This is a genomic window from Mesorhizobium sp. BAC0120, assembly GCF_033542235.1.
Classification (GTDB): domain Bacteria; phylum Pseudomonadota; class Alphaproteobacteria; order Rhizobiales; family Rhizobiaceae; genus JAWRCU01.
Genome location: NZ_JAWRCU010000008.1, coordinates 24,918 through 44,696, shown reverse-complemented (window position 1 = coordinate 44,696; position 19,779 = coordinate 24,918). Strand labels below are relative to the sequence as shown.

30 protein-coding genes are annotated in these 19,779 nt (G+C 62.7%); all 30 read left to right on the top strand.

Going from position 1 to position 19,779, the window contains the following annotated elements; all coding sequences use genetic code 11:
- Positions 1-20 precede the first annotated feature (20 nt).
- The 30 genes from fusA (at position 21) to SAZ10_RS18615 (ending at position 19,755) form a co-directional block, all read left to right on the top strand.
- Positions 21-2,111, top strand: a complete 2,091-nt coding sequence (fusA, locus tag SAZ10_RS18760) for an elongation factor G (RefSeq protein ID WP_318610885.1) — start codon at positions 21-23, stop codon at positions 2,109-2,111.
- Positions 2,112-2,177: 66 nt separating this feature from the next.
- Positions 2,178-3,353 (top strand): elongation factor Tu, encoded by a 1,176-nt coding sequence (tuf, locus tag SAZ10_RS18755; protein ID WP_318610884.1) that lies wholly within the window; start codon positions 2,178-2,180, stop codon positions 3,351-3,353.
- Between the two features lie 66 nt (positions 3,354-3,419).
- Positions 3,420-3,728 carry a 30S ribosomal protein S10 gene (gene rpsJ / locus SAZ10_RS18750; RefSeq protein ID WP_007066362.1) on the top strand — a complete coding sequence of 103 codons (309 nt, stop codon included), beginning with the start codon at positions 3,420-3,422 and terminating at the stop codon, positions 3,726-3,728.
- A gap of 61 nt (positions 3,729-3,789) precedes the next feature.
- Positions 3,790-4,500 carry a 50S ribosomal protein L3 gene (gene rplC, locus SAZ10_RS18745; protein WP_318610883.1) on the top strand — a complete coding sequence of 237 codons (711 nt, stop codon included), beginning with the start codon at positions 3,790-3,792 and terminating at the stop codon, positions 4,498-4,500.
- Positions 4,500-5,120, top strand: a complete 621-nt coding sequence (gene rplD / locus SAZ10_RS18740; protein WP_318610882.1) for a 50S ribosomal protein L4 — start codon at positions 4,500-4,502, stop codon at positions 5,118-5,120. The genes rplC and rplD overlap by 1 nt, the downstream gene beginning before the upstream one ends.
- Positions 5,117-5,410, top strand: a complete 294-nt coding sequence (locus SAZ10_RS18735) for a 50S ribosomal protein L23 (protein ID WP_318610881.1) — start codon at positions 5,117-5,119, stop codon at positions 5,408-5,410. The genes rplD and SAZ10_RS18735 overlap by 4 nt, the downstream gene beginning before the upstream one ends.
- 17 nt (positions 5,411-5,427) lie before the next feature.
- Positions 5,428-6,261: a 50S ribosomal protein L2 gene (rplB, locus tag SAZ10_RS18730; RefSeq protein ID WP_318610880.1), complete on the top strand. Its 834-nt coding sequence runs from the start codon at positions 5,428-5,430 to the stop codon at positions 6,259-6,261.
- 16 nt (positions 6,262-6,277) lie between these two features.
- Positions 6,278-6,556 (top strand): 30S ribosomal protein S19, encoded by a 279-nt coding sequence (rpsS, locus tag SAZ10_RS18725; protein ID WP_318610879.1) that lies wholly within the window; start codon positions 6,278-6,280, stop codon positions 6,554-6,556.
- A 2-nt stretch (positions 6,557-6,558) separates the two neighbouring features.
- Positions 6,559-6,948 (top strand): 50S ribosomal protein L22, encoded by a 390-nt coding sequence (gene rplV, locus SAZ10_RS18720; RefSeq protein WP_318610878.1) that lies wholly within the window; start codon positions 6,559-6,561, stop codon positions 6,946-6,948.
- Entirely contained in the window at positions 6,948-7,652 is a 705-nt protein-coding gene (rpsC, locus tag SAZ10_RS18715; protein ID WP_318610877.1) for a 30S ribosomal protein S3, read from the top strand. The genes rplV and rpsC overlap by 1 nt, the downstream gene beginning before the upstream one ends.
- Positions 7,653-7,677: 25 nt before the next feature.
- Positions 7,678-8,091, top strand: coding sequence for a 50S ribosomal protein L16 (gene rplP / locus SAZ10_RS18710; RefSeq protein ID WP_318610876.1), 414 nt, complete (start codon positions 7,678-7,680; stop codon positions 8,089-8,091).
- A 13-nt stretch (positions 8,092-8,104) separates the two neighbouring features.
- Positions 8,105-8,305: a 50S ribosomal protein L29 gene (rpmC, locus tag SAZ10_RS18705; protein ID WP_318610875.1), complete on the top strand. Its 201-nt coding sequence runs from the start codon at positions 8,105-8,107 to the stop codon at positions 8,303-8,305.
- Positions 8,306-8,315: 10 nt separating this feature from the next.
- The gene (rpsQ, locus tag SAZ10_RS18700; RefSeq protein ID WP_318610874.1) at positions 8,316-8,558 is read left to right on the top strand and encodes a 30S ribosomal protein S17; all 243 of its coding nucleotides are present in this window, start codon (positions 8,316-8,318) and stop codon (positions 8,556-8,558) included.
- A gap of 60 nt (positions 8,559-8,618) precedes the next feature.
- Positions 8,619-8,987 (top strand): 50S ribosomal protein L14, encoded by a 369-nt coding sequence (gene rplN, locus SAZ10_RS18695; protein ID WP_318610873.1) that lies wholly within the window; start codon positions 8,619-8,621, stop codon positions 8,985-8,987.
- 11 nt (positions 8,988-8,998) lie between these two features.
- Entirely contained in the window at positions 8,999-9,313 is a 315-nt protein-coding gene (gene rplX, locus SAZ10_RS18690) for a 50S ribosomal protein L24 (protein WP_318610872.1), read from the top strand.
- Positions 9,306-9,917, top strand: a complete 612-nt coding sequence (gene rplE, locus SAZ10_RS18685; RefSeq protein WP_318610871.1) for a 50S ribosomal protein L5 — start codon at positions 9,306-9,308, stop codon at positions 9,915-9,917. Before rplX ends, rplE begins: the two co-directional genes overlap by 8 nt.
- Before the next feature lie 25 nt (positions 9,918-9,942).
- Positions 9,943-10,248, top strand: coding sequence for a 30S ribosomal protein S14 (gene rpsN / locus SAZ10_RS18680; RefSeq protein ID WP_318610870.1), 306 nt, complete (start codon positions 9,943-9,945; stop codon positions 10,246-10,248).
- 12 nt (positions 10,249-10,260) lie between these two features.
- Positions 10,261-10,659: a 30S ribosomal protein S8 gene (gene rpsH, locus SAZ10_RS18675; RefSeq protein ID WP_318610869.1), complete on the top strand. Its 399-nt coding sequence runs from the start codon at positions 10,261-10,263 to the stop codon at positions 10,657-10,659.
- Positions 10,660-10,703: 44 nt separating this feature from the next.
- Positions 10,704-11,237, top strand: a complete 534-nt coding sequence (gene rplF, locus SAZ10_RS18670) for a 50S ribosomal protein L6 (protein ID WP_318610868.1) — start codon at positions 10,704-10,706, stop codon at positions 11,235-11,237.
- 113 nt (positions 11,238-11,350) lie between these two features.
- On the top strand, positions 11,351-11,713 hold the full coding sequence (gene rplR, locus SAZ10_RS18665; RefSeq protein ID WP_318610867.1) for a 50S ribosomal protein L18: 363 nt from the start codon (positions 11,351-11,353) through the stop codon (positions 11,711-11,713).
- A 71-nt stretch (positions 11,714-11,784) separates the two neighbouring features.
- The gene (gene rpsE / locus SAZ10_RS18660) at positions 11,785-12,351 is read left to right on the top strand and encodes a 30S ribosomal protein S5 (RefSeq protein WP_318610866.1); all 567 of its coding nucleotides are present in this window, start codon (positions 11,785-11,787) and stop codon (positions 12,349-12,351) included.
- Positions 12,352-12,374: 23 nt separating this feature from the next.
- On the top strand, positions 12,375-12,572 hold the full coding sequence (rpmD, locus tag SAZ10_RS18655; RefSeq protein ID WP_318610865.1) for a 50S ribosomal protein L30: 198 nt from the start codon (positions 12,375-12,377) through the stop codon (positions 12,570-12,572).
- Positions 12,573-12,595: 23 nt separating this feature from the next.
- Positions 12,596-13,069: a 50S ribosomal protein L15 gene (gene rplO, locus SAZ10_RS18650; RefSeq protein ID WP_318610864.1), complete on the top strand. Its 474-nt coding sequence runs from the start codon at positions 12,596-12,598 to the stop codon at positions 13,067-13,069.
- Positions 13,070-13,278: 209 nt separating this feature from the next.
- Entirely contained in the window at positions 13,279-14,619 is a 1,341-nt protein-coding gene (gene secY / locus SAZ10_RS18645) for a preprotein translocase subunit SecY (RefSeq protein ID WP_318610863.1), read from the top strand.
- Positions 14,616-15,221: an adenylate kinase gene (locus tag SAZ10_RS18640; RefSeq protein ID WP_318610862.1), complete on the top strand. Its 606-nt coding sequence runs from the start codon at positions 14,616-14,618 to the stop codon at positions 15,219-15,221. The genes secY and SAZ10_RS18640 overlap by 4 nt, the downstream gene beginning before the upstream one ends.
- A gap of 177 nt (positions 15,222-15,398) precedes the next feature.
- Entirely contained in the window at positions 15,399-15,767 is a 369-nt protein-coding gene (gene rpsM, locus SAZ10_RS18635; RefSeq protein ID WP_318610861.1) for a 30S ribosomal protein S13, read from the top strand.
- A gap of 146 nt (positions 15,768-15,913) precedes the next feature.
- Complete coding sequence (rpsK, locus tag SAZ10_RS18630; protein WP_318610860.1) at positions 15,914-16,303, top strand: 30S ribosomal protein S11; 390 nt, start codon at positions 15,914-15,916, stop codon at positions 16,301-16,303.
- Between the two features lie 109 nt (positions 16,304-16,412).
- Positions 16,413-17,423, top strand: a complete 1,011-nt coding sequence (locus SAZ10_RS18625) for a DNA-directed RNA polymerase subunit alpha (protein ID WP_318610859.1) — start codon at positions 16,413-16,415, stop codon at positions 17,421-17,423.
- 97 nt (positions 17,424-17,520) lie between these two features.
- Entirely contained in the window at positions 17,521-17,952 is a 432-nt protein-coding gene (rplQ, locus tag SAZ10_RS18620; RefSeq protein WP_318610858.1) for a 50S ribosomal protein L17, read from the top strand.
- 240 nt (positions 17,953-18,192) lie between these two features.
- Positions 18,193-19,755: a DegQ family serine endoprotease gene (locus SAZ10_RS18615; protein WP_412535243.1), complete on the top strand. Its 1,563-nt coding sequence runs from the start codon at positions 18,193-18,195 to the stop codon at positions 19,753-19,755.
- Positions 19,756-19,779: the final 24 nt, after the last annotated feature.

Sequence of the window (19,779 nt, the reverse complement as noted above, 5' to 3'; positions counted from 1 at the left end):
GAACCAAAGAGGCACCTCCCATGGCCCGCGAATACAAGATCGAGGACTACCGAAACTTCGGTATCATGGCGCATATCGACGCCGGCAAGACGACGACGACCGAGCGCGTTCTCTATTATACCGGCAAGTCGCACAAGATCGGCGAAGTCCATGACGGCGCGGCCACCATGGACTGGATGGAGCAGGAGCAGGAGCGCGGCATCACGATCACGTCGGCTGCGACCACGACCTTCTGGAAAGGTCGTGACGGCAAGACGCGCCGGTTCAACATCATCGACACGCCCGGCCACGTCGATTTCACGATCGAGGTGGAGCGCTCGCTCCGCGTGCTCGACGGTGCGATCGCGCTGCTTGACGCCAATGCCGGCGTGGAGCCGCAGACCGAGACCGTCTGGCGCCAGGCCGACAAGTATCATGTGCCGCGCATGATCTTCTGCAACAAGATGGACAAGATCGGTGCCGACTTCTACCGCTCGGTCGAGATGATCGGTTCCCGCCTCGGCGCGACGGCTGTCGTCATGCAGCTGCCGATCGGCGCCGAGAACGAGTTCAAAGGCGTGGTCGACCTCGTCGAGATGAAGGCGATGGTGTGGCGCGACGAGTCGCTGGGCGCGCAGTGGGACGTGGTTGAGATCCCGGCCGACCTCAAGGCAAAAGCCGAGGAATACCGCGAAAAGCTGATCGAAGCGGCCGTCGAGATGGATGAGGTGGCGCTCGAGAAGTACCTTGAGGGCAATCTTCCGTCCAACGACGAAATTCGGGCGCTGATCCGTAAGGGCACGATCGAAGTCAAGTTCTTCCCGATGTTCTGCGGCTCGGCCTTCAAGAACAAGGGTGTGCAACCGCTTCTGGACGCTGTTGTCGATTACCTGCCGTCGCCGATCGACGTGCCGCCGATCAAGGGTATTGATCCCAAGACGGAAGCCGAGGTGGTGCGCAGGCCGGACGACAACGAGCCGCTGTCGATGCTCGCCTTCAAGATCATGAACGATCCGTTCGTCGGCTCGCTCACTTTCTGCCGCATCTATTCGGGCAAACTCAGCAAGGGTGTGTCGCTCGACAACACGGTGAAGGGCAAGAAGGAGCGCATCGGCCGCATGCTGCAGATGCATGCGAACTCGCGAGCAGACATCGAGGAAGCCTATGCGGGTGACATCGTAGCGCTCGCGGGCCTCAAGGAAGTGACGACCGGCGACACGCTTTGCGACCCGCTGAAGCCTGTGATCCTTGAGCGCATGGAGTTCCCCGAGCCGGTCATCCAGATCGCGATTGAGCCGAAGACCAAGAACGACCAGGAGAAGATGGGCCTTGCGCTGCATCGCCTGGCCGCCGAAGACCCATCCTTCCGCGTCAAGACTGACGAGGAATCCGGCCAGACCATCATCGCCGGGATGGGCGAATTGCATCTCGACATCATCGTCGATCGCATGCGGCGCGAGTTCAAGGTCGAGGCCAATGTCGGCGCTCCGCAGGTCGCCTATCGTGAGACGATCACACGCGCTGCCGAGCATGACTACACGCACAAGAAGCAGTCGGGCGGCTCCGGCCAGTTCGCACGCATCAAGGTGCTGTTCGAGCCCAACACCGAGGGCGAGGATTTCGTTTTCGAATCCAAGATCGTCGGTGGCTCGGTGCCGAAGGAATACATTCCTGGCGTTGAGAAGGGCATCGAGAGCGTGATGGGCTCCGGTCCGTTCGCGGGTTTCCCGATGATCGGCGTGAAGGCGACGCTCATCGACGGTGCGTATCACGATGTCGACTCGTCGGTGCTGGCGTTCGAGATCGCGGGCCGTGCCTGCTTCCGCGAGGCGGCGCCGAAGCTTGGCGTGCAGCTGCTCGAGCCGATCATGAAGGTCGAGGTGGTGACGCCGGAGGATTATGTCGGCAACGTCATCGGCGACCTGAACTCGCGGCGTGGCCAGATCCAGGGTCAGGAGTCTCGCGGCATCGCGGTTGTCATCAATGCGATGGTGCCGCTCGCCAACATGTTCAAGTACGTCGACAATCTGCGTTCGATGTCGCAGGGCCGTGCCCAGTACACGATGCAGTTCGACCACTATGAGCCGGTGCCGACGGCAGTCGCCCAGGAAGTACAGAAGAAATACGCGTGATCCGAATGGGTTACGTCGGAAACATCATGTAAGGCCGCAGTCGGCTGACAGGAATGGAGACCTCAGATGGCCAAGGGTAAATTTGAGCGCAACAAGCCGCATGTGAACATCGGGACGATCGGGCATGTCGACCACGGCAAGACGAGCTTGACGGCGGCGATCACGAAGTTCTTCGGCGAGTACAAGCCATACGACCAGATCGACGCGGCGCCGGAGGAGAAGGCGCGCGGCATCACGATCTCGACGGCGCATGTGGAATATGAGACGGCGGTGCGCCACTACGCACATGTCGACTGCCCCGGCCACGCCGACTACGTGAAGAACATGATCACCGGCGCGGCGCAGATGGACGGCGCGATCCTGGTTGTGTCGGCGGCCGACGGCCCGATGCCGCAGACGCGCGAGCACATCCTTCTGGCCCGCCAGGTCGGCGTGCCGTCGATCGTGGTGTTCCTGAACAAGGTCGACCTCGTCGACGACCCGGAGCTTCTGGAGCTGGTCGAGCTCGAGGTGCGCGAGCTGTTGTCGAAATACGAGTTCCCCGGCGACGACATTCCGATCGTGAAGGGCTCGGCGGTTGCCGCCCTCGAGGACAGCAACAAGGAAATCGGCGAGAACGCGATCCGCAAGCTGATGGAAGAGGTGGACCGCTACATCCCCACCCCTGAGCGTCCGATCGACAAGCCGTTCCTGATGCCGATCGAGGACGTGTTCTCGATCTCGGGCCGCGGCACGGTGGTGACGGGGCGCGTGGAGCGCGGCATTGTGAAGGTCGGCGACGAAATCGAGATCATCGGCATCAAGCCGACCTCGAAGACGACGGTGACGGGCGTCGAGATGTTCCGCAAGCTGCTCGACCAGGGCCAGGCCGGCGACAACATCGGCGCGCTGCTGCGCGGTGTCGACCGCGAGGGCGTGGAGCGCGGCCAGGTGCTTGCCAAGCCGGGCTCGGTGACGCCGCACACCAAGTTCAAGGCCGAGGTCTACATCCTGACCAAGGAGGAGGGCGGGCGCCACACGCCGTTCTTCACCAACTACCGTCCGCAGTTCTACTTCCGCACGACGGACGTGACCGGTGTGGTGCAGCTGCCGGAGGGCACGGAAATGGTGATGCCGGGCGACAACGTGTCGATCGACGTCGAGCTGATCGTGCCGATCGCGATGGAGGAGCGTCTGCGCTTCGCTATCCGCGAGGGCGGCCGTACCGTCGGCTCCGGCATCGTCGCCAGCATCGTCCAGTAATAAGAAGAAGCAACCGATCCGGCCGGAGCGCGAACTCAGTGCTCCGGCGGAACAAGGAAAAGACGCATGAACGGACAGAATATCCGCATCCGCCTCAAAGCGTTCGATCACCGAGTGCTCGATGCTTCGACGCGTGAGATCGTGTCGACGGCCAAGCGCACCGGCGCGAACGTCCGCGGCCCCATTCCGCTGCCGACGCGGATCGAAAAATTCACCGTGAACCGCTCGCCGCACATCGACAAGAAGAGCCGCGAGCAGTTCGAGATGCGTACGCACAAGCGGCTGCTCGACATTGTCGACCCGACGCCGCAGACGGTCGATGCGCTCATGAAGCTCGACCTGGCGGCAGGTGTGGACGTCGAAATCAAGCTCTAACGAGCCAAGACCATGAGCCGGCCGGGCTTGCCCGAAGGCTCCTCTGAAGGAAGATGAACCGATGCGTTCAGGAGTGATTGCACAGAAGGTCGGGATGACCCGCGTCTACAACGACGCAGGGGAGCATGTTCCCGTGACGGTGCTGCGCATGGAAAGCTGCCAGGTCGTGGCACAGCGCACCGAGGAGAAGAACGGCTATACCGCCGTTCAGCTCGGCGTCGGGCTGTCGAAGGTGAAGAACACCTCGAAGGCGCTACGCGGCCATTTTGCGAAGGCCGAGGTCGAGCCGAAGGCGAAGCTCGCCGAGTTCCGGGTTACTCCCGAGAACCTGCTCGACGTCGGCGTTGAGATCACGGTCGACCATTTTGTCGCCGGCCAGAAGGTCGATGTGACGGGCACGTCGACCGGCAAGGGCTTTCAGGGCGTCATCAAGCGCCACAATTTCGGCGGCGGCCGCGCGACCCACGGCAACTCGGTGTCGCACCGCACGCACGGTTCGACCGGCCAGCGCCAGGATCCCGGCAAGGTGTTCAAGGGCAAGAAGATGGCCGGCCATATGGGCACGTCGCGCGTCACCACGCAGAACGTCGAGATCGTTTCGACCGATGCGGACCGCGGGCTGATCCTGATCCGCGGCGCGGTTCCCGGCACGAAGGGCTCCTGGATACTGGTGCGCGACGCCGTGAAGGCACCGCTCCCGGCCAATGCGCCGAAGCCGGCCGCCATCCGCACCAAGAAGAATGAGGCTCCGGCCGAGAAGGGGGCTGAATAATGGACATCACGATCACCACGCTTGCCGGTGCAGATGCAGGCAAGGTGAAGCTCTCGGAAGAGATCTTCGGCCTCGACCCGCGGGAGGACATCCTGCAGCGCGTCGTGCGCTGGCAGCTTGCCAAGCGCCAGCAGGGCACACATCAGGCCAAGGGCCGCGCTGATATCGCCCGCACCGGTGCCAAGATGTACAAGCAAAAGGGCACGGGCCGCGCCCGCCACCATTCGGCACGCGCTCCGCAGTTCCGGGGCGGCGGCAAGGCGCATGGCCCGGTCGCTCGCAGCCATGAGCACGAGCTGCCGAAAAAGGTGCGCGCGCTCGGCCTGAAGCACGCGCTGTCGGCCAAGGCTAAGGCAGCGAGCCTGATCATTGTCGACGATCTGAAGCTTGCCGAGGCCAAGACCAAGGGGCTCTCCGAGAGCTTCGCCAAGCTTGGCCTGTCGAACGCGCTGGTCATCGGCGGCGCCGAGCTCGACCGGAACTTCAAGCTGGCGGCGGCCAACATTCCGAATATCGACGTGCTGCCCGTCCAGGGCATCAACGTCTACGACATTTTGCGCCGCGGCACGCTGGTTCTTTCCAAGGCGGCTGTCGAGGCACTCGAGGAGCGCTTCAAATGACTGACCTTCGCCACTACGACGTGATCGTCAGCCCGGCCATCACCGAGAAGTCGACAACGGCTTCCGAGCACAACCAGGTCGTCTTCAACGTGACCCGGAAGGCTTCGAAGCCCGAAATCAAGGCTGCCGTCGAGGCGCTGTTCGGCGTCAAGGTGACGGCGGTGAACACGCTTCTGCGCAAGGGCAAGATGAAGCGGTTCCGCGGAACCGTTGGCCGCCAGAGCGACGTGAAGAAAGCGATTGTCACGCTGGCCGACGGCCATTCGATCGACGTCGCGACGGGCCTCTAAGGCACGAGGGCTAGAAAATGGCACTGAAGAAATACAAGCCCGTAACGCCGAGCACCCGCCAGCTGGTGCTGGTCGACCGTTCGGCTCTCTACAAGGGCAAGCCTGTCAAGGGACTGACCGAGGGGCTCACCTCGTCCGGCGGCCGCAACAACTACGGCCGGGTGACGGCGCGTTTCCAGGGCGGCGGCCATAAGCGGGCCTACCGCATCGTCGACTTCAAGCGCCGCAAGCTTGGCGTGGCGGGAACGGTCGAGCGGATCGAGTATGACCCGAACCGCACAGCCTTCATCGCGCTGGTGAAGTATGAGGATGGTGAGCTGTCCTACATCCTGGCGCCGCAGCGCCTCGCCGCCGGCGACCAGGTCGTCGCCGCCGAGACCGCCGACGTCAAGCCCGGCAATGCGATGCCGCTCTCGGCCATGCCGGTCGGTACGATCGTGCACAATGTCGAGCTGAAGCCCGGCAAGGGTGGCCAGGTCGCACGCTCGGCAGGCTCCTACGCGCAGCTCGTCGGCCGCGACCAGGGCTGGGCGATCCTGCGCCTGAATTCCGGCGAGCAACGCGTCGTTCACGGCTCGTGCTTCGCCACCGTTGGCGCGGTGTCGAACCCGGACCACGGCAATGTCAATCTCGGCAAGGCCGGCCGTAAGCGCTGGCTGGGCAAGCGTCCGCACAACCGCGGCGTCGCCATGAACCCGGTCGACCATCCGCATGGCGGCGGCGAGGGCCGCACCTCCGGCGGCCGTCACCCGGTGACACCGTGGGGCAAGCCGACCAAGGGCAAGAAGACGCGGTCCAACAAGGCGACCGACAAGTTTATCATGCGCTCGCGCCACCAGCGCAAGAGCTAAGAAGGGATAGTCAGACGTGACCCGTTCAGTTTGGAAAGGCCCGTTCGTCGACGGCTTTCTGCTCAAGAAGGCAGATAAGGTCCGCGAGGGCGGCCGCAACGAGGTGATCAAGATGTGGAGCCGCCGCTCCACCATCCTGCCGCAGTTCGTCGGCCTCACCTTCGGTGTCTACAACGGCCAGAAGCATGTCCCGGTGCTGGTCTCCGAGGAAATGGTCGGCCACAAGTTCGGCGAATTCGCTCCGTCCCGGACCTATTACGGTCATGGCGCGGACAAAAAGGCGAAGAGGAAGTAACAATGAGCAAGGCCAAGGCCCCGCGAAGGCTTGCCGACAACGAGGCACGTGCGGTTCTGCGCACGATCCGCATCAGCCCGCAGAAGCTGAACCTCGTCGCGGCGCTGATCCGCGGCAAGAAGGTCGCGACTGCGCTGAACGACCTGGAGTTCTCGCGCAAGCGCATCGCCGGCACCGTCAAGAAGACGCTGGAATCGGCGATCGCCAATGCTGAGAACAACCACGATCTCGATGTCGACGCGCTCGTCGTGGCCGAGGCCTATGTCGGCAAGTCGATCGTCATGAAGCGGTTCCATTCGCGTGGTCGTGGCCGCGCCAGCCGCATCGAGAAGCCGTTTTCGCACCTCACGATCGTCGTTCGTGAAGTCGAAGAGCAAGGGGAGGCCGCCTGATGGGCCAGAAAGTCAATCCGATCGGGCTTCGTCTCGGGATCAACCGCACCTGGGATTCGCGCTGGTTCGCGAACACCGGCGAATATGGTGACCTGCTGCACGAAGACATCAAGATCCGTGAATACCTGAAGAACGAGCTCAAGCAGGCTGCGGTCTCCAAGGTTGTCATCGAGCGCCCGCACAAGAAGTGCCGCGTCACGATCCACGCAGCGCGTCCGGGTCTCATCATCGGTAAGAAGGGTGCGGATATCGAGAAGCTTCGCAGGAAGCTCACCGAGATGACGAAGTCGGAAACGCACCTCAACATCGTCGAGGTTCGCAAGCCCGAGATCGACGCGACGCTGATTGCGCAGTCGATCGCACAGCAGCTCGAGCGGCGCATCGCGTTCCGCCGCGCCATGAAGCGTGCGGTGCAGTCGGCGATGCGGCTGGGTGCCGAAGGCATCCGCATCAACTGCTCGGGTCGTCTGGGCGGCGCCGAAATCGCGCGCATGGAATGGTACCGCGAAGGTCGCGTGCCGTTGCACACGCTGCGCGCCGATGTCGATTACGGCACGGCTGAGGCGCAGACCGCCTACGGCACCTGCGGCGTCAAGGTGTGGGTGTTCAAGGGCGAGATCATGGAGCACGACCCGATGGCGTCGGAGCGCCGTGCCACCGAAGGTGATCATGCGCCGAGCGCGCGCCGTCGCGAAAACGCGTGACGGCAAGATACTGGAGTAACTAGAGATGCTGCAGCCAAAGCGCACGAAGTTTCGCAAGCAGTTCAAGGGCCGTATCCACGGTGTCGCCAAGGGTGGCACGAACCTGGATTTCGGCGGCTTCGGACTGAAGGCAATGGAGCCGAACCGCGTCACCGCGCGCGAGATCGAAGCTGCGCGCCGTGCGATCACCCGCGAGATGAAGCGCCAGGGCCGTGTCTGGATCCGTGTGTTTCCGGACGTGCCCGTCACCTCGAAGCCAACCGAGGTGCGTATGGGTAAGGGCAAGGGCGCGATCGACTACTGGGCATGCCGCGTCAAGCCCGGCCGCATCATGTTCGAGATCGACGGCGTTCCGGAGGAAACTGCGCGCGAGGCGCTGCGTCTCGGCGCTGCCAAGCTCTCGGTGAAGACGCGCTTCGTACAGCGCATCGCTGAATAGGAAGGCCAGGAACATGAAAGCCGAGGATATTCGGACCAAGACTCCGGACCAGCTTGCCGACGAACTCGCCGCCCTCAAGAAGGAGCAGTTCAACCTGCGCTTCCAGAAGGCGACCGGCCAGCTCGAGAAGACCGCGCGCGTCAGGCAGGTCCGCAGGGACATCGCGCGCATCAAGACCATCACGGCCCAGAAGGCCGCAGCCAAGAAGGCTTAAGGACAAGATCATGCCAAAGCGCGTCATGCAGGGCACTGTCGTCAGCGACAAGAACGACAAGACGGTCGTCGTCCAGGTCGAGCGCCGCTTCACGCATCCGATGATGAAGAAGACGGTTCGTCTCACCAAGAAGTACAAGGCGCACGACGAGAACAACACGTTCAAGGTCGGCGACACGGTGCTCATCGAGGAATCGAAACCGATTTCCAAAGACAAGCGCTGGGTCGTGATCACCGAACAGCAGGCGCAATAAACAACCGGGAAGCCGGGGAGGGCGATGCCGCTCCCCTAGATAAGAAGAAGGCGGCCAGTCATGATTCAGATGCAAACAAACCTCGACGTCGCGGACAATTCCGGCGCTCGTCGTGTCATGTGCATCAAGGTGCTGGGCGGCTCGAAGCGGAAATATGCTTCGGTCGGCGACATCATCGTCGTGTCGATCAAGGAAGCTATTCCGCGCGGCCGCGTGAAGAAGGGCGATGTGATGAAGGCGGTCGTGGTGCGCACGGCCAAAGACATCCGCCGTCCGGACGGCAGCGTGATCCGTTTTGACAACAACGCGGCCGTACTGGTCGATAACAAGAAAGAGCCGATCGGCACGCGTATCTTCGGGCCGGTTCCGCGCGAGCTGCGCGCCAAGAACCATATGAAGATCATCTCGCTCGCGCCTGAAGTGCTGTAAGGAACCGGGAAATGCAGAAGATCCGCAAGGGCGACAAGGTCGTCGTGCTCGCCGGCAAGGACAAGGGCCGCACCGGTGAAGTGCTGTCGGTCTCGCCGAAGGAAGAAAGAGCCGTGGTGCGCGGCATCAACATGATCGTGCGCCATCAGAGGCAGACGCAGTCTCAGGAGGCCGGCCTCATCCGCAAGGAAGCGCCGATCCACCTGTCAAACCTCGCTATCGCCGACCCGAAGGACGGCAAGCCGACGCGCGTCGGCTTCCAGACCCAGAAGGACGGCACGAAAGTTCGAGTCGCCAAGCGCTCGGGAGAAGTCATCAATGGCTAAGGCAGCAGAAGCAGGGAAGGCAGAGGCCGCGAAGGCGGCCGGCGACGCTCGCCCGAAGGATTACACGCCGCGCCTCAAGAAGGTCTATCAGGAGACCATTCGCAAGGCATTGCGCGATCAGTTCAAGTACGACAACGAGATGCAGGTTCCGCGTCTCGACAAGATCGTCATCAACATGGGTATCGGCGAGTCGACTGCCGATTCCAAGAAGCCGACGGTGGCGGCCGAGGATCTCGCGCTGATCGCCGGCCAGAAGCCGGTCATCACCCGCGCCAGGAAGTCGATCGCCGGCTTCAAGGTGCGCGAGAACATGCCGATCGGCACCAAGGTGACGCTGCGCCAGGAGCGCATGTACGAGTTCCTCGACCGGCTCGTGAACATCGCTCTGCCGCGCGTGCGAGACTTCCGCGGCTTGAACCCGAAGAGCTTCGACGGACGCGGCAACTACGCGCTCGGCATCAAGGAGCACATCGTTTTCCCCGAGATCAACTACGACAAGGTCGACCAGATCTGGGGCATGGACATCATCGTTTGTACGACTGCGAAGACGGACGACGAGGCACGAGCTCTGCTCAAGGCCTTCAACTTCCCCTTCCGGCAGTAACGGCAGCGAGAAAAGGATTATCTGAATGGCAAAGACCAGCTCAGTCGAGAAGAACAACCGGCGCCGCAAGCTCACCGGCCGTTACGCCGCCAAGCGCGCCGCGCTGAAGGCGATCGTGATGGATCAGAAGAAGCCGATCGAGGAACGTTTCCGCGCACAGCTCAAGCTGGCAGCGCTGCCGCGCAACTCGTCCAAGGTGCGTATTCGCAACCGCTGCGAGGTCACGGGCCGTCCGCGCGCCTACTATCGCAAGCTCAAGATGTCGCGTATCGCGCTGCGCGGGCTGGGCGCGCTCGGTGCCATTCCCGGCTTGGTCAAGTCGAGCTGGTAAGGAGGACTTAACATGTCTTTGAACGATCCTCTCGGCGATATGCTGACACGCATCCGCAACGCTTACGGCCGCAAGAAGACCAAGGTCTCGACGCCGGCCTCGCGGCTGCGCGCCCGCGTCCTCGAAGTGCTTAAGGCGGAAGGCTACATCCGCGACTACAGCCAGGTCGACTATGACAACGGCAAGTCGGAAATCGAGATCGAGCTGAAGTATTTCGACGGCGCTCCGGTCATTCGCGAGATCTCGCGCGTCTCCAAGCCGGGCCGTCGCGTCTATGTTTCGGTCAAGTCGATCCCGCAGGTCGCCAACGGGCTCGGCGTCTCGATCCTGTCGACGCCCAAAGGCGTAATGACCGATCACCAGGCGCGGGAGAACAATGTTGGCGGCGAGGTGCTCTGCCAGATCTTCTGATCGGGCAGGCGAGCCGTCTAAGAACAAGGAACGAGGACAGGAAAATGTCTCGTATTGGCAAGAAACCGGTGTCGCTGCCGCAGGGCGTGACGGCTTCCGTCAGCGGCCAGACCGTGACCGCGAAGGGCCCGAAGGGCGAGCTGCAGTTCGTCGTCAACGACGAAGTGCTGGTCAAGATGGAGGATAACCAGATCTCTGTCGAGCCGCGCGATCAGTCGAAGGACGCCCGCTCCAAGTGGGGCATGTCGCGCACGCAGATCGTCAACATCGTCGAGGGCGTGCGGAACGGCTTCGAGAAGAAGCTCGAGATCAATGGCGTCGGCTACCGCGCGGCGATGCAGGGTAAGAACCTGCAGCTTGCTCTGGGCTTCAGCCATGACGTGATCTACGAGACGCCGAAAGGCATCACGATCAGCGTGGGGAAGCCGACCGAGATCACGGTGTCGGGCATCGACAAGCAGCAGGTCGGCCAGGTGGCCGCCGAGATCCGCAAGTTCCGCGGCCCCGAGCCCTATAAGGGCAAGGGCGTCAAGTATGCCGCGGAGCGGATCGTGCGCAAGGAAGGCAAGAAGAAGTAAGAGAGCGAATGGCGAGTGGCAAATAGCGAATAGAGTGGCTGGCGCCACACTCGAGCTAAGCGGCCCTATTCGCTATTCACTATTTCGCTACTCGCTTATGTAAGGAAAACGCCATGGCTTCATCCAAGGAAATCGGCCAGCGCCGCGCCGCCCGAGTGCGCCGCCAGCTCAAGAAGGTAGCGGGCGATCGGCCGCGCCTTTCGGTGCACCGCTCGTCGAAGCATATCTATGCGCAGATCATCGACGACGCGAAGGGGCATACCCTTGCCGCAGCCTCGTCGCTGGAGGGTGATCTGAAGGGGTCGCTCAAGACCGGCGCCGACACGGCAGCAGCCAGCGCCGTCGGCAAGCTGATTGCGGAGCGGGCGGTGAAGGCGGGCGTCAAGGACGTCATCTTCGACCGCGGCGCTTATATCTATCACGGCCGCGTCAAGGCGCTCGCCGACGCCGCCCGTGAGGGTGGCCTGAACTTCTAATCGTCCGCCGGCCGCAGAGGCCGGGGATCAACGTCAACCGTGCTACCGGAAAAGAACAAGGAACCAGGATAATGGCACAAGACCGCAGGGAAGGCCGCGAGCGCGGCCGTGACCGCGAGGAGCGCGACAGCGAGTTTGTCGACAAGCTCGTCCACATCAACCGTGTCGCGAAAGTTGTGAAGGGCGGCCGGCGTTTCGGTTTCGCCGCTCTGGTTGTCGTGGGCGACCAGAAAGGCCGCGTCGGCTTCGGCCACGGCAAGGCGCGTGAAGTACCGGAGGCGATCCGCAAGGCAACCGATGCCGCCAAGCGCGATATGATCTTCGTGCCGCTGCGTTCGGGCCGCACGCTGCATCACGACGTGGAAGGGCGTTGGGGCGCGGGCAAGGTGTTGCTGCGCTCTGCCAAGGTGGGTACCGGCATCATAGCCGGTGGTCCGATGCGCGCCGTTTTCGAGACGCTCGGCATGCATGACGTGGTCGCCAAGTCGATGGGCTCGTCGAATCCGTACAACATGGTGCGCGCCACCTTCGAGGCGCTGAAGAGCCAGCTGCATCCAAAGGATGTCGCCGCCCAGCGCGGCATCAAGTATTCGGCGCTGCAGGCACGCCGCGGCGCCGCCGTAGCGGCAGACGAATAAGGCCGGGATCAAGGATAACGATCATGGCAAAGAAGGATAACAAGACGATCGTCGTCGAGCAGATCGGCAGCCCGATCCGCCGACCGGGGGTGCAGCGCGCGACCCTCATCGGCCTCGGCCTGAACAAGCTGCATCGCAAGGTGACGCTCGAGGATAGTGCTTCCGTACGCGGCATGATCGCTGCGGTTCAGCACCTCGTCCGCGTCGTGGACGAGGCGTAAGCCGGAGCCTCAGGAGAAAGACTATGAAACTCAACGAACTCCGCGACAAGGAAGGCGCTACCCATTCGAAGAAGCGCGTCGGCCGCGGCATCGGCTCGGGCTCCGGCAAGACTGCCGGGCGCGGCGTGAAGGGCCAGAAGGCCCGCTCAGGCGTGGCCATCAATGGCTTCGAGGGCGGCCAGATGCCGCTCTATCGGCGCCTGCCGAAGCGCGGCTTCAGGAATATCTTCGGCAAGGACTTCAACACAGTGTCGCTGGCGCGCATCCAGGCCGCTGTCGATGCCAAGAAGCTCGACGCCAAGGAAACCGTAAATGCCGAGGCGCTGGTGAAGGCCGGCGTGATCCGCCGGGTAAAGGACGGCGTACGCCTGCTCTCCGGTGGCGAGCTCAAGGCGAAGCTTTCGTTCGACATCGCCGGCGCCTCGAAGGCGGCGGTCGAGAAGGTCGAGAAGGCCGGGGGTTCGGTGAGGCTGCCCGAAAGGGCAGCGGCCGAATAAGGGGGCCTTCTTCGAAGCGGCCGTCCTTGCGGACGGCCGCTTGCATCTTGTATCGACGAAGCCTATGTCGAGGTTTCATCGACACGCGCTTTGCTCGCTGCGGGCCTGCCTGCGTGACCTGGAACGAGAGGCATGATCCTGCCCGAAAAGTATGCAGTTTCCGCTCAGCTGACCTTCGGTTGCGGATCGTGCCCTAGCGGAGAATACTGATGGCGTCGGCCGCTGAACAACTCGCCTCGAATCTGAATTTTGCCGCCTTCGCCAAAGCCGAAGACCTGAAGAAGCGCATCTGGTTCACGCTGGGTGCGCTGCTGGTCTACCGGCTCGGCACCTATATCCCGCTTCCGGGAATCAATCCCGACGCCTTCGCCCAGGCTTTCAACAACCAGAGCGGCGGCGTGCTCGGGATGTTCAACATGTTCTCGGGCGGGGCGGTGCAGCGCATGGCGATCTTTGCGCTGGGCATCATGCCCTACATCTCCGCCTCGATCATCATGCAGTTGATGACCTCGGTCGTTCCCTCGCTCGAAGCCCTGAAGAAGGAGGGCGAGCAGGGCCGCAAGGTCATCAACCAGTACACGCGCTACGGGACCGTGCTTCTGGCGGCCGTGCAGGCCTATGGCATCTCGGTCGGGCTCGAGAGCGGCAACGGAATCGTGGTCGATCCCGGCTGGTTCTTCCGACTGTCCTGCGTCATCACGTTGACCGGTGGAACCATGTTCCTGATGTGGCTCGGCGAGCAGATCACGGCGCGCGGCATCGGCAACGGCATTTCGCTGATCATCTTCTCCGGGATCGTGGCGAACCTCCCAAATGCGATCAGCCACACGCTGGAACTCGGACGCACCGGCGCGCTCTCGACCGGGATCATCCTGGCGATCATCGTCTTTGCCGTGGCTGTGGTGGCGCTGATCGTGTTCTTCGAGCGCGCACAGCGGCGGCTGCTGATCCAGTATCCGAAGCGGCAGGTCGGCAACCGCATGTTCCAGGGCGATACCTCGCATCTGCCGCTGAAGCTCAACACCTCCGGCGTTATCCCGCCGATCTTCGCCTCGTCGCTGCTGCTGCTGCCGGCAACGATCGCCGGCTTCTCGCAGACGACCGGCCTGCCTGGCTGGGCCAGCTCGATCCTGGCCGCACTCGGGCACGGCCAGCCGCTCTACATGGTGCTCTACGGCGCGATGATCGTGTTCTTCGCCTTCTTCTACACGGCGATCGTCTTCAACCCGAAGGACACCGCCGACCAGCTGAAGAAGCATTCCGGGTTCATCCCGGGTTACAGGCCGGGCGAGCGGACAGCCGAGTATATCGACTATGTGCTGACGCGCATTACCGTCATTGGTGCGCTTTACCTCGTCGTGATCTGCATGATACCGGAGTTTCTGATTTCAGCGACCGGCGTGCCCTTCTATCTCGGCGGAACCTCGCTTCTGATCGTGGTTTCCGTGACGCTCGATACGGTTGCGCAGATCCAGGGTCATCTCATTGCTCATCAGTATGAGGGGCTGATCAAGAAATCGAAGCTCCGGGGAGGAAAGAGAGCACGATGAGGCTTATTCTGCTTGGGCCGCCTGGGGCGGGTAAGGGGACACAAGCGCAAAGACTGGTCGAGAAGCACCGGATTCCCCAACTCTCCACAGGCGAGATGCTGCGCTCCGCTGTCGCAGCCAGGACGCCCGTAGGGCTCAGGGCAAAGGCGGTAATGGACGCGGGCGAGCTTGTGTCGGATGCGATCGTCAACGCTATCGTCGCGGAGCGGATCGATCAGGAGGATTGCGCCAGGGGCTTCATCCTTGACGGATATCCTCGGACGCTTCCGCAGGCCGATGCTCTTGAGGCGATGCTCAGGGAGCGCAGTCTCAAACTGGACGTGGTGATCGAATTTGCGGTGGACGACAAGGCGCTGGTCGGTCGCATCCTCAAGCGGGCCGAGGAGATGAAGGCAGCCGGGCAGCCCGTGCGCAAGGACGACACCCCGGAGGTTTTCGAGGAGCGCCTGCGCGAGTACTACAAGAAGACCGCGCCGCTGATCGGCTATTACTGGGCGAAGCGCAAGCTGAAGACCCTGGACGGCATGGCCGGCATCGACCAGGTGACGAAACAGATCGAGGCGATTCTCAAGGACTTCGCCGAGAAAGAAAAAGTCGCTTGACGCGATTGACTGGTAAGGGGGACTGGCGTATAGGCGCGCGTCTCCCAATCAGGACAGGCTGATCGGGCCGTATAGGCTTTGGTCACGCGCTTGACGGGAAACCCGCAGGGGCCGGCCTCCACCGGACGCGGGTCAACATTGAAGCGTCGGCAGTGCCGACCCATATGGAGAAGCAGCATGGCTCGTATAGCGGGCGTCAACATACCCACGAATAAGCGCGTTGTGATCGCGCTGCAGTATATCCACGGGATTGGTCCCAAGTTCGCGCAGGAGATCATGGACAAGGTCGGCATCCCGACCGAGCGCCGGGTCAACCAGCTGACCGACGCCGAAGTTCTGCAGATCCGCGAGACGATCGACCGTGACTACCAGGTCGAGGGTGACCTGCGTCGCGAGGTGTCAATGAACATCAAGCGGCTGATGGATCTTGGCTGCTATCGCGGCCTGCGCCATCGCCGTTCGCTGCCGGTACGCGGCCAGCGCACGCATACCAATGCGCGCACGCGCAAGGGCCCGGCCAAGGCGATTGCCGGGAAGAAAAAGTAAGTTAAGGGAATAGGGGAGTAAGGGAATAGGGCAGTAGGTGCGGGAAACGCATTCCTTATTCCCCTACTGACATATTCCCTTACTCCCCTAAACCAGGTGTAGCCGCTGGAAGTACGGCGGTGTCGAGATCATTCGAAAGGAAATAAATGGCCAAGGAAGCCGTCCGTGTTCGCCGGCGCGAACGCAAGAACATCTCGTCGGGCGTGGCGCACGTCAACTCGACCTTCAACAACACGATGATCACCATCACCGACGCGCAGGGCAATTCCATCGCCTGGTCTTCGGCTGGTGCGCAGGGTTTCAAGGGCTCGCGCAAGTCGACCCCCTTCGCGGCGCAGGTTGCCGCCGAGGATGTCGCCAAGAAGGCGCAGGAGCACGGCGTGCGTACGCTGGAAGTCGAGGTTTGCGGACCCGGCTCCGGCCGTGAATCGGCGCTTCGCGCGCTGCAGGCGGCGGGTTTCACCATCACGTCGATCCGCGACGTGACGCCGATCCCGCACAATGGCTGCCGCCCACGCAAGAAGCGTAGGGTCTGAGCCCGATTTTTGCTTAGCCGCCGCATGAGCGCCAGCCTGGCGCTCCTCTACGGCTTTCCAGATCGCCGGCCACGATTGGATGGTGGCAGGGAAACGGAAGGAAAAGAATATGATCCAGAAAAACTGGCAGGAACTGATCAAGCCGAACAAGATCGACTTCACGTCGAAGGGCAAGACGCTGACCACGCTCGTCGCCGAGCCGCTCGAGCGCGGCTTTGGCCTCACGCTGGGCAACGCGCTGCGCCGGGTGCTGCTGTCATCGCTGCGTGGTGCCGCTGTGACGGCGGTGCAGATCGACGGCGTGCTGCATGAATTCTCCTCGATTGCCGGTGTGCGCGAGGACGTCACCGACATCGTCCTGAACATCAAGGAAATCGCAATCCGTATGGAAGGCGACGGGCCGAAGCGCATGGTCGTGCGCAAGCAGGGCCCTGGCACGGTGCTGGCTGGCGACATCCAGACCGTGGGCGATGTCGAGATCCTGAACCCCGACCACGTGATCTGCACGCTCGACGAAGGGGCGGAGATCCGCATGGAGTTCACCGTCAATAGCGGCAAGGGCTACGTGCCGGCTGATCGCAACCGCGCCGAGGACGCGCCGATCGGGTTGATCCCCGTCGACAGCCTCTATTCGCCGGTCAAGAAGGTCTCCTACAAGGTCGAGAACACCCGCGAGGGCCAGGTTCTGGACTACGACAAGCTTACAATGACGATTGAGACCGACGGCTCGGTGACGGGTGAGGACGCGGTCGCGTTCGCGGCTCGCATCCTGCAGGACCAGCTCGCGCTGTTCGTCAACTTCGAGGAGCCTCAGAAGGAGGCTGCGGCAGAGGCCGTGACCGAGCTCGCCTTCAATCCGGCGCTGCTCAAGAAGGTCGACGAGCTCGAGCTTTCGGTTCGTTCGGCCAACTGCCTGAAGAACGACAACATCGTCTATATCGGCGACCTCATCCAGAAGACCGAAGCGGAGATGCTGCGCACTCCGAACTTCGGTCGCAAGTCGCTGAACGAGATCAAAGAAGTTCTCGCGGCTATGGGCCTGCATCTGGGCATGGAAGTGCCGGACTGGCCGCCGGAGAACATCGAGGACCTCGCCAAGCGTTACGAAGATCAATACTGAGCGTGATCCCAAGAAGTGGCAGACTTCTTGGGAAGATCACGGGGCAGACGGAACACGGGCGCAGAGCGCCCTATTAGGGAACTGAAGGAGAAAAGCGATGCGCCATGGGTTTGCAGGCCGTCGGCTCAGCCGCAGCATCAGCCACCGCAAGTCGATGTTCGCCAACCTCGCGACCTCGCTCATCGAGCATGAGCAGATCGTGACGACGTTGCCGAAGGCGAAGGACCTGCGCCCGATCGTCGAGAAGCTGGTCACGCTGGGCAAGCGCGGCGACCTGCATGCGCGCCGCCAGGCGATTTCGCAGCTTCGCAATGAGGCCGCGGTGAAGCGCCTGTTCGACACGCTTGCTCCGCGTTATGCGGATCGCCATGGCGGGTATCTCCGCATCATGAAGGCGGGCTTTCGTCAGGGCGACAACGCCGCGATTGCGGTGATCGAGTTCGTCGATCGCGACACCTCTGCCAAGGGTGCGGCCGACCGCGCCCGCACCGAGGCAGAAGGTGGCGCCGAGGAAGCAGCAGCGGCGTAATTCGGACGAGATGCCGATGCATGAGGGGCCGTGAGGCCCCTTTTGTTTTTTGCGGCGAGTGTTGGGGCGGTGTGCGCTCAAGCTGGATCACCACACCGCTCCGTCTCCTTATCGACGCACCGGATTGTCCCACAACCGCTGCGCATTTTTCGGTACGATGCTTTAAGTCGCAACCATTGCGGCCTTTCAATTTGCACATTCATGGCCAGAATGCGCGGCTCACAATTCGGAGGATTCGCGATGCGCCTTATGGCGTCGAGACGCTTCTTTGCAACGGTCCTGATTGCGTTCGCGCTCGCCTTGCCGATTGGCCCGGCTACCGCGGAGGAGGGCAGCGGCACGCTAGGCGACTTCTTCAAGGAGTTGCTGCGGGGCGGCGCCGACGAAACGCAGTCGCCTGCCGACAAGAATGCGTCTCCAGCGGGTGGGGGCAATGCGACCGAAGCGACGCCGCCCGCTGCCCAGCCGCCGGCGAAACCGGACAAGCGTGTGCCCTTCGGCCGCGAGGATGTGGAACTGTCATTCGCGCCGCTGGTGAAGAATACCGCGCCGGCGGTGGTCAATGTCTACGCCTCGCAGAAAGTCCGCGTGCGTTCGCCCTTCGAAGGCGACCCGTTCTTCGAGCAGTTTTTCGGCGATCGGGGAATAGCGCCGCGCATGCAGCAGTCGCTGGGCTCCGGCGTCGTCGTTGATCCGTCCGGCCTCGTGGTGACCAACTTCCACGTGATCAAGGATGCCGATACGGTCAAGGTGGCAACCTCTGACGGCCGCGAGTTCGAATCGAAGACGCTGCTGAAGGACGAGTCCCTCGATCTTGCGGTGCTCAAGATCTCCTCGCCCCAACCGTTTCCAAGCGTGCCGGTCGGCGATTCCGATGCGCTCGACGTCGGCGATCTCGTGCTCGCGATCGGCAACCCGTTCGGCGTCGGCCAGACCACGACGAGCGGCATCGTCTCGGCGCTCGCGCGCTCGCATCTCGGTATTTCCGACTTCGGCTTCTTCATCCAGACCGACGCGGCGATCAATCCTGGCAATTCCGGCGGTGCGCTGATCAACATGCGCGGCGAACTGGTCGGCATCAATACGGCGATCTACAGCCGGTCGGGCGGTTCGATCGGGATAGGCTTCGCTATCCCGTCCAATATGGTGCGGGCCGTGTTGCAGTCGGCCAGAAACGGCAACGACTATTTCGAGCGTCCATATGTCGGCGCTACCTTTGAGGAGGTTACGCCGCAGATCGCCGAAGCGCTTGGGCTGAACAAGCCGCAGGGCGCTCTGGTTTCGGACGTCGTGGCAGGCGGGCCGGCGGCCGCGGCGGGCGTCAAGCCGGGCGACGTTGTGCTCTCGATGAACGGCACGGCGATCGAGCATGTCGAAGCTCTGGGATATCGGCTCGCCACTCAGCCGATTGGCAGTACGGTGACGCTGGGCATTTTCAGCAAGGGCGGCAACAAGGCGGTCAACGTGGCGTTGCAGCGCGCGCCGGCAGGTCAGTCCACGGAGCAGGTCACGATCGGCGGACGCAGCCCCTTCGCCGGCGCCAAGGTGGCGGAGCTCTCGCCGCGGCTTGCACAAAGACTGGGCCTGAACACTGAAACCAAGGGCGTCGCCATGGTCGACATCGCGCCCAACTCACCGGCCGCCGGCTTTGGTTTTCAGCCGCGCGACATCGTGCGCGAGGTGAACGGGGAAGAGATCGACACGCCTCAGAAGCTGAAGGAAGTCGCGGAATCGAATTCGCGCTGGTGGCGCTTCACGGTAGAGCGCGATGGCCGGCTTATCCGCCAGATGCTGCGCTACTGACGCTTCAGTCTTTGCCTAAACTGC

Coding starts and splice junctions, on each gene's coding strand:
- rpsJ (WP_007066362.1), top strand. CDS start 3,420: ATGAACGGACAGAATATCCGCATCCGCCTCAAAGCGTTCGATCACCGA.
- rplF (WP_318610868.1), top strand. CDS start 10,704: ATGTCTCGTATTGGCAAGAAACCGGTGTCGCTGCCGCAGGGCGTGACG.
- rplE (WP_318610871.1), top strand. CDS start 9,306: ATGGCTAAGGCAGCAGAAGCAGGGAAGGCAGAGGCCGCGAAGGCGGCC.
- rpsM (WP_318610861.1), top strand. CDS start 15,399: ATGGCTCGTATAGCGGGCGTCAACATACCCACGAATAAGCGCGTTGTG.
- fusA (WP_318610885.1), top strand. CDS start 21: ATGGCCCGCGAATACAAGATCGAGGACTACCGAAACTTCGGTATCATG.
- rplX (WP_318610872.1), top strand. CDS start 8,999: ATGCAGAAGATCCGCAAGGGCGACAAGGTCGTCGTGCTCGCCGGCAAG.
- rplP (WP_318610876.1), top strand. CDS start 7,678: ATGCTGCAGCCAAAGCGCACGAAGTTTCGCAAGCAGTTCAAGGGCCGT.
- rplB (WP_318610880.1), top strand. CDS start 5,428: ATGGCACTGAAGAAATACAAGCCCGTAACGCCGAGCACCCGCCAGCTG.
- secY (WP_318610863.1), top strand. CDS start 13,279: ATGGCGTCGGCCGCTGAACAACTCGCCTCGAATCTGAATTTTGCCGCC.
- SAZ10_RS18735 (WP_318610881.1), top strand. CDS start 5,117: ATGACTGACCTTCGCCACTACGACGTGATCGTCAGCCCGGCCATCACC.
- tuf (WP_318610884.1), top strand. CDS start 2,178: ATGGCCAAGGGTAAATTTGAGCGCAACAAGCCGCATGTGAACATCGGG.
- rplD (WP_318610882.1), top strand. CDS start 4,500: ATGGACATCACGATCACCACGCTTGCCGGTGCAGATGCAGGCAAGGTG.
- rpsH (WP_318610869.1), top strand. CDS start 10,261: ATGTCTTTGAACGATCCTCTCGGCGATATGCTGACACGCATCCGCAAC.
- rpsC (WP_318610877.1), top strand. CDS start 6,948: ATGGGCCAGAAAGTCAATCCGATCGGGCTTCGTCTCGGGATCAACCGC.
- rplV (WP_318610878.1), top strand. CDS start 6,559: ATGAGCAAGGCCAAGGCCCCGCGAAGGCTTGCCGACAACGAGGCACGT.
- rpsQ (WP_318610874.1), top strand. CDS start 8,316: ATGCCAAAGCGCGTCATGCAGGGCACTGTCGTCAGCGACAAGAACGAC.
- SAZ10_RS18615 (WP_412535243.1), top strand. CDS start 18,193: ATGCGCCTTATGGCGTCGAGACGCTTCTTTGCAACGGTCCTGATTGCG.
- rpsE (WP_318610866.1), top strand. CDS start 11,785: ATGGCACAAGACCGCAGGGAAGGCCGCGAGCGCGGCCGTGACCGCGAG.
- rpmC (WP_318610875.1), top strand. CDS start 8,105: ATGAAAGCCGAGGATATTCGGACCAAGACTCCGGACCAGCTTGCCGAC.
- rpsK (WP_318610860.1), top strand. CDS start 15,914: ATGGCCAAGGAAGCCGTCCGTGTTCGCCGGCGCGAACGCAAGAACATC.
- rplQ (WP_318610858.1), top strand. CDS start 17,521: ATGCGCCATGGGTTTGCAGGCCGTCGGCTCAGCCGCAGCATCAGCCAC.
- rpsN (WP_318610870.1), top strand. CDS start 9,943: ATGGCAAAGACCAGCTCAGTCGAGAAGAACAACCGGCGCCGCAAGCTC.
- SAZ10_RS18640 (WP_318610862.1), top strand. CDS start 14,616: ATGAGGCTTATTCTGCTTGGGCCGCCTGGGGCGGGTAAGGGGACACAA.
- rpmD (WP_318610865.1), top strand. CDS start 12,375: ATGGCAAAGAAGGATAACAAGACGATCGTCGTCGAGCAGATCGGCAGC.
- rplC (WP_318610883.1), top strand. CDS start 3,790: ATGCGTTCAGGAGTGATTGCACAGAAGGTCGGGATGACCCGCGTCTAC.
- SAZ10_RS18625 (WP_318610859.1), top strand. CDS start 16,413: ATGATCCAGAAAAACTGGCAGGAACTGATCAAGCCGAACAAGATCGAC.
- rplO (WP_318610864.1), top strand. CDS start 12,596: ATGAAACTCAACGAACTCCGCGACAAGGAAGGCGCTACCCATTCGAAG.
- rplN (WP_318610873.1), top strand. CDS start 8,619: ATGATTCAGATGCAAACAAACCTCGACGTCGCGGACAATTCCGGCGCT.
- rplR (WP_318610867.1), top strand. CDS start 11,351: ATGGCTTCATCCAAGGAAATCGGCCAGCGCCGCGCCGCCCGAGTGCGC.